This is a genomic window from Sphingobium sp., assembly GCF_041987595.1.
Lineage (GTDB): Bacteria > Pseudomonadota > Alphaproteobacteria > Sphingomonadales > Sphingomonadaceae > Sphingobium.
In genome coordinates, this window is sequence record NZ_JBHIWJ010000015.1 from 54,729 (window position 1) to 62,901 (window position 8,173).

Below are 8,173 nucleotides of genomic sequence, written 5' to 3' on the forward strand. Positions count from 1 at the left end.
CGCGAGGAGGAGAAACGCAAGCCGCTGACCATCCTGCGCGGAGCGAGTGGCACATGGGCGCCATGTTTGCTAGCTCTGCCGGAATGTTGGGGGTGGTCCGCATCGACTGGAGCGCAAAGCGGCCTTGTTCCGTTGCCGGCGGACCTGTCTGAGCCATGGATGATCTCGTCCAAAGCCCGGACAGCGCCCTCGTCGCCGCCGCCAAGGCAGGCGACCGCAAGGCGTTGGAGGTCTTGCTCCGGCGCCATTATGACCGAATCCACGGTCTCGCCTGGCAGTTGACCGGCTCGCGCGCGGACGCCGACGATATCGCGCAGGACGTATGCTGCGCGCTGGTCGAAAAGATCGGCGGCTTTCGCGGGGAGGCCCGGTTCACCACCTGGCTCTGCGGCATCGTCTATAATGCCTGCCGCGACCTGCGCCGCCGCAAGCGGACTTTCTCTGGCTTTGTCGAGCGGCTGGGTGTGATTGCCGGATTGACGCCCCGGCCCGACGGCCGCGACCTGCACGACGCCATCTGGCTGAAAAGCGCCATTGCGCGACTGAAACCGGCCTATCGCGATGCCGCCATCCTGGTCGTCGGCCAACAGCTCTCCCATGCCGAGGCTGCCATTTTACTGGGCGTCAGCGAATCCACCGTCGCATGGCGGATGCATGAAATCCGTCGCATCCTCTCGGCCGAAGGATGATCTAAAAATATTTCGCGACCCTCCCAAGCTTTTCCGTTCGAGCCGCGTCCCAGTGAATGACGGACGATCCGGACCGTCGCATCATAGGGAGACTTTTATGCCTCGCTTCCTTCCTTTCATCGCCGCCGGGCTGATGAGCATGGCCCTGGCCGGCTGCGCTGGGCAGGCCACGCAAGAGATGGCGACCGCCAATGCGCCCGCGCAGGAGATCGTCGTCACCAGCCAGCGTGCGGACAGTCAGGACGTCCGCACGCGCAAAGCCGCGAACGGCGCGCGGTTCTACGCCGAACCGGCCGCACCCGCCTATGCGATGCCCGCTCCGCCGCCGCCGTCCATCATTGCCGCCGAGCGGCGGCCCTGGCCGCCCTATTATCATGACGTGGGCCGCGACAAATTCGCCAACAAGGAGGAGAACCGCTTCCAGATCGTCAGGGAGCAGCCGGTTTCCACTTTCTCCATCGATGTCGACACGGCCTCCTATGCCTTTGTCCGGGCGTCGCTCAATCGCAATGTGCTGCCCCAACCGGCCGCCGTCCGGCCCGAGGAGATGATCAACTATTTCCCCTATGACTATGCCGCCCCGCGCAGCATCGCCCAACCCTTCACCACTCATATAGCGGTGTTCCCCAGCCCATGGACGGCCGGCCGCAAGCTCGTCCGCATCGGTATTCGCGGCTTCACGATCCAGCGCGCCGCCCGCCCCCGCGCCAATCTGGTCTTTCTGATCGACACGTCGGGGTCGATGAACGAACCCAACAAGCTGCCGCTGGTGAAGCAGTCGCTCGCCATGCTGGTGAACCAGCTGGACGCCAATGACCATGTCGCCATCGTCACCTATGCGGGCAGCGCGGGCACGGCGCTCGAACCCACGCCCGCCAGTCAGAAGCAGAAGATTTTGAGCGTCATCGAGCGGCTCGGCGCGGGCGGCAGCACGGCGGGCGCGGAAGGCATCCGGCAGGCCTATGCGCTGGCCGCCGCCAATCTGGATCCGCAGGGGGTCAATCGCGTGATGCTGGCGACCGACGGGGACTTCAACGTCGGCATCACCAACAGCGATGAACTCAAGGGCTTTGTCGAACGGGAACGGGGCAAGGGCATTTTCCTCTCCGTCCTGGGTTTCGGCATGGGCAATTACAATGATGCGTTGATGCAGACGCTGGCGCAGAACGGCAATGGCGCCGCCGCCTATATCGACACGATCAACGAAGCGCGAAAGACGCTGGTGGAAGAGGCTGGCTCCACCCTGTTTCCGATCGCCAGGGATGTGAAGATCCAGGTCGAATTCAACCCCGCCGCCGTCGCTGAATATCGCCTGATCGGCTATGAAACCCGAATGCTCAATCGCGAGGATTTCGACAATGACAAGGTCGATGCGGGCGATGTCGGTTCCGGCCAGACGGTGACCGCCCTCTATGAAATCGTGCCGGTCGGCGGCCCTCGCGCCATGTCCGATCTGCGCTATGGCGCACCCAGGCCCGCAGCCGTCGCAACCGCAGGCGAATATGGCTTCGTCAAGATCCGCTACAAGGCGCCCAAGTCCGACCAGAGCCGCCTGATCACCACGCCGATCAACCGCGCGGTGGAGGTGGCCCGCTTCGAAAATGCGCCGCAGGATGCCCGCTTCGCGACCGGCGTGGCGGCCTTTGCCGAATTGCTGCGCGGCGGCCGCTATGGCGGATCGATGAGCTATGACGATGTGCTGCGCATCGCCGCGGGCGCGCGCGGGACGGACGAATATGGCTATCGCGGCGAGTTCATCCAGCTTGTCCGCGCCGCCCGGACGGCATCGTCGATGCAGCCGCTCTAACCGAAGAAAAGCCGTGGCGGGATGGTCGCAGCCCGTCCGCCACGGACGAACAGACCTCTTTCGAACCATTGCCTTTTGCCCCATAAGATCCCGATGCGTCCGCTTCCTCTCCCCATCTTTTCCGACCGGAAGCCTTAGATGGCGGGCAAGGACGATTTGGGCCTGTCCCTGCCCGATCCGCCGCCGCCCGCTCCGGCACGGCGGGAAGCGGCGATCGAAGCGGCGCTTGCGCGGTTCGACGGAGAGCCGCACGCCGCGCACATCGCGGCGCCGCGCAGATGGCGCCCGGTGATGCAACGGCACTATCTGGGGACTGCATTGGCGCTGTCCCTGCTGGCGCTGATCGTGGCGCCCGTCACATGGATGGAAATGCCGCGACGGGAGGCTTCGCTGCCCTTGCGGAGCATCGCCAATCCGCCGGGAAGCCGCCCGCAGGCCGATGTGATGGCAGTCCCCGCTCCGCCCGTGGACGTCCAGCAGGAACCCCCGACGGTCGAGGCGGAACGATCCCCGCAGCAGGCCGTCTCCGCGCCCCCGGCGATCGCGCAGGCTCCTGCTTCCAGTCCCCCGCCCCCACCGCCCGCGCAGAAGGCCAGCGAGCCTGCCCCTCCTCCGCCCGTCGAACATGCCATGACCGCCCCGCCCGCCGCTGCGCCCCCGCCCCCTGCTCCGGCCATGGCCGCCAATGCTGGCATCGCAGCCAAGCGGTCGCGCATGGCGGGCGAGAGCGAAGATGCCCGCGAAATCGTGGTGACGAGCGCGCGGATCGATCCGACGCTTTTAAGGGGCCGAGGCGACTGGAACGCCTGCACGGTCCAGGACCCGAAACGCGATGTGGCGCTCTGCAAGAAACTGATCGATCCCCATGCCAGAGGCGACAGGGCCAGCGTCAATGCGCATATGGCCGACGGCCTTGTGCATGCGTGGCAAGGCGATTGGGGCGGTGCGATCGCGGCCTTCGACAAGGCCGTTGAAGTCGCGCCGAAATCAGCCGAGGCCTATCTCAATCGTGGCCTTGCCTATCAGGCCCAGGGCGACGATGACCGCGCCCTGGCCGACCTGGACAGGGCAGTACATTACGCCCCCAATGCCGCGCGCGGCTATTATCATCGCAGCCTGCTGCAAAAGCAGCGGGGCGATGACGGGAGGGCAGATGCGGACCGCGACCGTGCCGCGCAGCTCGACAGCCGTTACGAGCCCTGAACCATCTTTGCGCTATGGACGCCGTGGGCAAAATGACCGATTAGCCGAAATGCCATGGCAAAATCGCTCAACACCAAGCATCTGACGCGCCCCGTCCCGCCCCGCGTTTCGGTGGCCATCGCGCGGGACCTGCTGCGGCTGGTCAGCGAATATGGCGGCGATCCGGCGACATTGCTGCGGCAGGCCGGCCTTCCCCATCTGGTGCCCGCCTTGGCCGAGGGCGGGACGTTGCGACGGGGATTGTCGCATGGCGATTTCACCCGCCTCTATGCCCATTGCACCTGGGCGCTCGACGAACAGGCAGCGGGACAGGAGGGGCGCGAACCGCTGACCAAGGCGGGGTTCGACCTGATGTGCCATTGCCTCATCACCTGCCGCACGCTGCGCGACGCGATCGAGCGGACGGATGCCTTTTCCGCGCTGGTCGGGGCGCGGACAGGGCGGTTGCGGCTGAAGGTCGAAGAGGGCGTCGCCCGGCTCGACATGGCGACCGTGCGCAAGGTGCGGAACGCCTGCGCCTATGTATCGGACCTGACCGGCCTGTCCACCTATTACCGCCTGTTCGGCTGGCTGATCGGGGAGGATATCATGCTGCTGGGCGCGGCCATGCGCTATCCGCCCCTGCTGGACGAGCGCACCATCTCCTATCTGATGCCGCACCCCGTGCAGCATGGCGCGCCGGAAAACAGTTTCCGCTTTCCCGCCGCCTATCTCGACCGGCCGGTGCTGCGCAGCCCCTATGAGCTGGAACATCTGCTCGAACGCTTTCCCTTTGACGTCGAACAGCCGCAATCCATGGACGCCCCCCTGTCGGAGCGCATATCCCACCTGTTCGCGACCATGTTGGCAGGTGGGGAACCGCCCGCCACCGCTGCCCAACTCTCGCAGCAGTTCAGCATCAGCGTGGCGACGCTCAAGCGCCGGCTGGCCGACGAAAATACGTCGCTGGTGCAGCTCAAGACGCTGGCCCGCCGCGATCTCGCCAGCCAGTTGCTGGCTGACCCGCGCCTGACGATCACCGAAGTCGGGCGACGAGCGCAATTCAGCGATACCGGCGCCTTCCGCCGCGCCTTCCTGCAATGGACAGGGCTGTCCCCTTCCCGCTGGCGGGAGCGGTACATCTCCGGCGAAGGCTCAGTCGAGCAATAGGTGAACCCGTCCGGATGCTATCGGCTTTTCGCGGTCGGCCTGCCAGCAAATCGCATCGGCATTGGCGACGCGCTTGCCAAGGCGGATGATCCGGGCCTCCGCGAACGTGTCGACCATCAGCCCGCCCCGCAGAAAGTCGAGCGACAGGTTGATCGGCTTGGGCCGCCGCTGGACGTCCCCCAATTCCCGCGACAGGGCGGCAAGGCAGGCCAGCTCCAGCAGACTGGCGATCACGCCGCCATAGAGGAATCCGGGCCGCCCCTCCAGTTCGGGGGCTGCGGGCAGCATGAGGGCGGAAGTCCCCTGCGCAGTTTCGATCTTCCTGATGCCGAGCATCCGGCCATAGGGGGTGGTGTCGATCATGGATCGGCCGTGAAGAAGAAGCTGGCGGTAGCGAAGGCGATCGGATCGGCCGGATCGCCATCATGCACGTCGCAGCGGGTGAAGGCCACTTTGGAGGTCAGATGATAGCAGGTGGCTCGGGCGTGCAAGGCCCGTCCCGCCTTGGCGCCGCGCAGATAATCGACGCGCAGATCCAGCGTCGCCATCGGCCGCCATTGCCGGGTCCGGGCGATGATCGCCGCCCCCGCCGCCGCATCGATCAGCGATACGATGGGACCGGACGATACCAGCTCGCGCTCCGCATCGATGAAGAAATCGGGGTTGAAGGGGATGGCCAGTTCCACCCAGTCCGCCCCGTCGGCCACATTGTGAATCCCAAGCATGGCGTGATGCCCGCGTGGCGGCAGATTTTTCAGCCGCTCGAAAGGATCATCGCCGCCATCCATCGCCGCGTTCACCCCCTGGGTTCGCGGGGCATGCCCAGACCGCGCTCGGCGATCAGGTTGCGCTGGATCTGATTGGTGCCGCCATAGATGGTATCGGCGCGGGAGAAGAGAAAGAGATTGGGCAGCATGTCCCACTCATAATCCGGATGATCGGTGATTTCACCCCCCTGCCCCAGCACGTCCATCGCCAGCTCGCCCAGATTTCGCCGCCAGCTCGCCCACTGGATCTTGTAGGTCAGCGCCGCGCCGTCGATCCGCGAATGGTCTGTCTGCGACAGCATGCGCATCGCACCGTAGCGCATCAGGCGCAGGCCGATTTCCGCCTTCGCCAGACGCTGGCGGATCAGCGGGTCGTTCGCCGCGCCATTGGCCCGGGCCGCTGCGATGATCTCGTCCAGCTCGTTGCGGAAGCCCATCTGCTGGCCCAGCGTCGATACGCCGCGCTCGAAAGCGAGCAACCCCATGGCGATCCGCCAGCCATCGCCCACGCCGCCGATCAGGCTGTCTTCCGGGCAGCGCGCATCGGTGAAGAAGGTTTCGTTGAATTCGGCATCGCCGTTGATCTGCTTGATGCCGCGGATTTCGATGCCGGGCTGGTCGATCGGCATCATCAGAAAGGTCAGCCCCCTGGGTCCCTGCGATCCTTCCTCGGTGCGGGTCACGACGAAGATCCAGTCGGAGATATGCGCAAGGCTGGTCCAGATCTTCTGGCCGTTGACCACCCATTCGCCGTCCTCCAGCCGGGCCTTCGTGCGCACGCTGGCCAGATCCGATCCGGCATTGGGTTCGGAAAAGCCCTGGCAGAAAATCGTCGTGCCGGCGGCGATACCGGGCAGGAAACGCTGCTTCTGCTCCTCCGTGCCGAAGGTCAGGATGGTCGGCCCGGCCAGTTCGATGCCGATATGGTTGACCCGGCCCGGAACACCGGCACGCGCATATTCCTCGGCAAAGATCACCTGCTGCGCCAGCGTCGCGTCGCGCCCGCCCCATTGCGACGGCCAGCCGATGCAGGACCAGCGGTGCGCGGCGAGTTGCTGTTCCCATTCCTTGCGGCGCTCGGGGCTGCCGGTCAGCTTGGCGACGCCCTTGATGTCGCGAAATTCGCCCGCCATCTGGCCGTTCAGCCAATCCGCGCATTCCTGCCGGAACAGTTCGTCCTCAGCGGAAAAACCGAGCTTCATGCTGCCTCTCCCAAAATCATCATGGCAATTTGTTCGCGGTGCCAGTTGCCGCTGCCAAGCATCGTCTGAAGCGCGCGGGCGCGCTTGAAATAGAGATGGGCGTCATGTTCCCAGGTAAAGCCGATGCCGCCATGCAGCTGGATCATGTCCCCCGCGCAGCGAAAGAAGGTGTCGGCGGCGAAGCTCTTGGCGGCATGGACCGCCATGGCGGCCTCATCCGACTGCTCGTCCACAGCGCAGGCGGCCCAATAGACGGCGGAGCGGGCCTGTTCGATTTCGATCATCATGTCGGCCAGGCGGTGCTTATAGGCCTGAAATGACCCGATGGGGCGGCCGAACTGCACGCGCTCCCTGGCATAGGCGACGGTGCGATCGAGACAGGCCTGCGCGCCGCCCAGCGCTTCGGCTGCAACCGTGATGAAGGCGGCGCGGTGGGCGGCCGCAAGCGCGGCCGGGGCGTCAGGCAAGGGTTCGCCCTGAGCGCCGTCCAGCACGACATGCGCGAGAGGACGGGTCTGGTCCATGGTCGTCTGCCGCGTCACGGTGACGCCCGGCGCGTCCGCCCGGACGATCCACATGCGCTGCGTATCCGTCACGACAAAAGGTCAGCCAAAGCGCCATGCGGCACGAAGCGCGATCCGCCAGTCAGCCTGTCGCCATCTGCCGCAAGCGCCGCATCATGGAAATAGCCTGCGATTTTTCCGCCCGCGATCAGCGCAGGCAGCCATTCCGCACGCTGATGCGCATCGCCTCCTGCGGCGATGGCCTGCGCCGCCTGCGCCAGACTGCCCAGCATCGGTAAAGCGGCCACCTGCGCACCCGCCGCTTCCGCCACGATGGCCAGTTCGACAAGGCCCAGCCCGGCGCCGCCGCTGTTTTCGGGCAAGCCGATGCCCGACAAGGCCAGTTCCTGGCAGAAAGTCGCCCATAGCTCACGATCGATGCCGTCCCCGGCCATGGCGCGGCGTGTGCGCTCGCTCGTCGCATTCTCGGCGAAGAAGGCATGTGCCGTCTCCGCGATCATCTGCTGGTCGTCGTTAAATGCGAATTCCATCAGCCAAGTCCCCAACATGCCGTCGCGACCCCGCGCGGCAGACCGGGCCAACCCGCCTCCACGCCGTTCCAGATCATCCAGCGAATCTTCTTGCGGCAATTATGCCGATGAAAATCACGCTATACCCTGAAACGGCGCGTTTCAATCCACTATATGCGGATTTTAATATTTATATTTTTCCGCATTTACAAGAAAGCACCGCCGGGCGCGGGACGGTCATTCCCGAAAAAGGCGCCCGCGATCAGGCTTCTCCGCTTCTGGGCGTTTCGGTAATCCGCACGACGCGCGGATTATATTTGATG

At 65.3% G+C, this 8,173-nt stretch carries 10 protein-coding genes; 5 read left to right on the forward strand and 5 right to left on the reverse strand.

Annotated elements, in window-relative coordinates:
- The first annotated feature begins 155 nt into the window (after window positions 1–155).
- The 4 genes from ACFC3J_RS06270 to ACFC3J_RS06285 all read left to right on the forward strand — a co-directional run bounded on the left by ACFC3J_RS06270 (window position 156) and on the right by ACFC3J_RS06285 (window position 4,848).
- The gene (locus ACFC3J_RS06270; RefSeq protein ID WP_375195343.1) at window positions 156–689 is read left to right on the forward strand and encodes an RNA polymerase sigma factor; all 534 of its coding nucleotides are present in this window, start codon (window positions 156–158) and stop codon (window positions 687–689) included.
- Between the two features lie 97 nt (window positions 690–786).
- Entirely contained in the window at window positions 787–2,496 is a 1,710-nt protein-coding gene (locus ACFC3J_RS06275; RefSeq protein ID WP_375195344.1) for a von Willebrand factor type A domain-containing protein, read from the forward strand.
- Between the two features lie 138 nt (window positions 2,497–2,634).
- Window positions 2,635–3,699, forward strand: a complete 1,065-nt coding sequence (locus ACFC3J_RS06280; RefSeq protein ID WP_375195345.1) for a tetratricopeptide repeat protein — start codon at window positions 2,635–2,637, stop codon at window positions 3,697–3,699.
- Between the two features lie 54 nt (window positions 3,700–3,753).
- The gene (locus ACFC3J_RS06285; RefSeq protein ID WP_375195346.1) at window positions 3,754–4,848 is read left to right on the forward strand and encodes an AraC family transcriptional regulator ligand-binding domain-containing protein; all 1,095 of its coding nucleotides are present in this window, start codon (window positions 3,754–3,756) and stop codon (window positions 4,846–4,848) included.
- Here ACFC3J_RS06285 and ACFC3J_RS06290 read toward each other — a convergent pair.
- From ACFC3J_RS06290 to ACFC3J_RS06310, 5 genes are read right to left on the reverse strand one after another with little or no spacing between them, the layout of a single operon-like run.
- Complete coding sequence (locus ACFC3J_RS06290) at window positions 4,834–5,211, reverse strand: PaaI family thioesterase (protein ID WP_375195347.1); 378 nt, start codon at window positions 5,209–5,211, stop codon at window positions 4,834–4,836. The genes ACFC3J_RS06285 and ACFC3J_RS06290 overlap by 15 nt on opposite strands.
- Window positions 5,208–5,648, reverse strand: a complete 441-nt coding sequence (locus tag ACFC3J_RS06295; RefSeq protein ID WP_375195348.1) for a PaaI family thioesterase — start codon at window positions 5,646–5,648, stop codon at window positions 5,208–5,210. Before ACFC3J_RS06295 ends, ACFC3J_RS06290 begins: the two co-directional genes overlap by 4 nt.
- Complete coding sequence (locus tag ACFC3J_RS06300) at window positions 5,645–6,817, reverse strand: acyl-CoA dehydrogenase family protein (protein WP_375195349.1); 1,173 nt, start codon at window positions 6,815–6,817, stop codon at window positions 5,645–5,647. Before ACFC3J_RS06300 ends, ACFC3J_RS06295 begins: the two co-directional genes overlap by 4 nt.
- On the reverse strand, window positions 6,814–7,413 hold the full coding sequence (locus ACFC3J_RS06305) for an acyl-CoA dehydrogenase family protein (RefSeq protein WP_375195350.1): 600 nt from the start codon (window positions 7,411–7,413) through the stop codon (window positions 6,814–6,816). The genes ACFC3J_RS06300 and ACFC3J_RS06305 overlap by 4 nt, the downstream gene beginning before the upstream one ends.
- Window positions 7,410–7,871, reverse strand: a complete 462-nt coding sequence (locus tag ACFC3J_RS06310; RefSeq protein ID WP_375195351.1) for an acyl-CoA dehydrogenase family protein — start codon at window positions 7,869–7,871, stop codon at window positions 7,410–7,412. Before ACFC3J_RS06310 ends, ACFC3J_RS06305 begins: the two co-directional genes overlap by 4 nt.
- 107 nt (window positions 7,872–7,978) lie before the next feature.
- Here ACFC3J_RS06310 and ACFC3J_RS06315 point away from each other — a divergent pair.
- Window positions 7,979–8,173 (forward strand): hypothetical protein (locus ACFC3J_RS06315; protein ID WP_375195352.1); only part of this gene is annotated, 195 nt, incomplete at its 3' end.

Bases quoted from the DNA above. Each gene is read 5' to 3' on its own strand.
- ACFC3J_RS06270 (WP_375195343.1), top strand. From the start codon at position 156: ATGGATGATCTCGTCCAAAGCCCGGACAGCGCCCTCGTCGCCGCCGCC.
- ACFC3J_RS06275 (WP_375195344.1), top strand. From the start codon at position 787: ATGCCTCGCTTCCTTCCTTTCATCGCCGCCGGGCTGATGAGCATGGCC.
- ACFC3J_RS06280 (WP_375195345.1), top strand. From the start codon at position 2,635: ATGGCGGGCAAGGACGATTTGGGCCTGTCCCTGCCCGATCCGCCGCCG.
- ACFC3J_RS06285 (WP_375195346.1), top strand. From the start codon at position 3,754: ATGGCAAAATCGCTCAACACCAAGCATCTGACGCGCCCCGTCCCGCCC.
- ACFC3J_RS06290 (WP_375195347.1), bottom strand. From the start codon at position 5,211: ATGATCGACACCACCCCCTATGGCCGGATGCTCGGCATCAGGAAGATC.
- ACFC3J_RS06300 (WP_375195349.1), bottom strand. From the start codon at position 6,817: ATGAAGCTCGGTTTTTCCGCTGAGGACGAACTGTTCCGGCAGGAATGC.
- ACFC3J_RS06310 (WP_375195351.1), bottom strand. From the start codon at position 7,871: ATGGAATTCGCATTTAACGACGACCAGCAGATGATCGCGGAGACGGCA.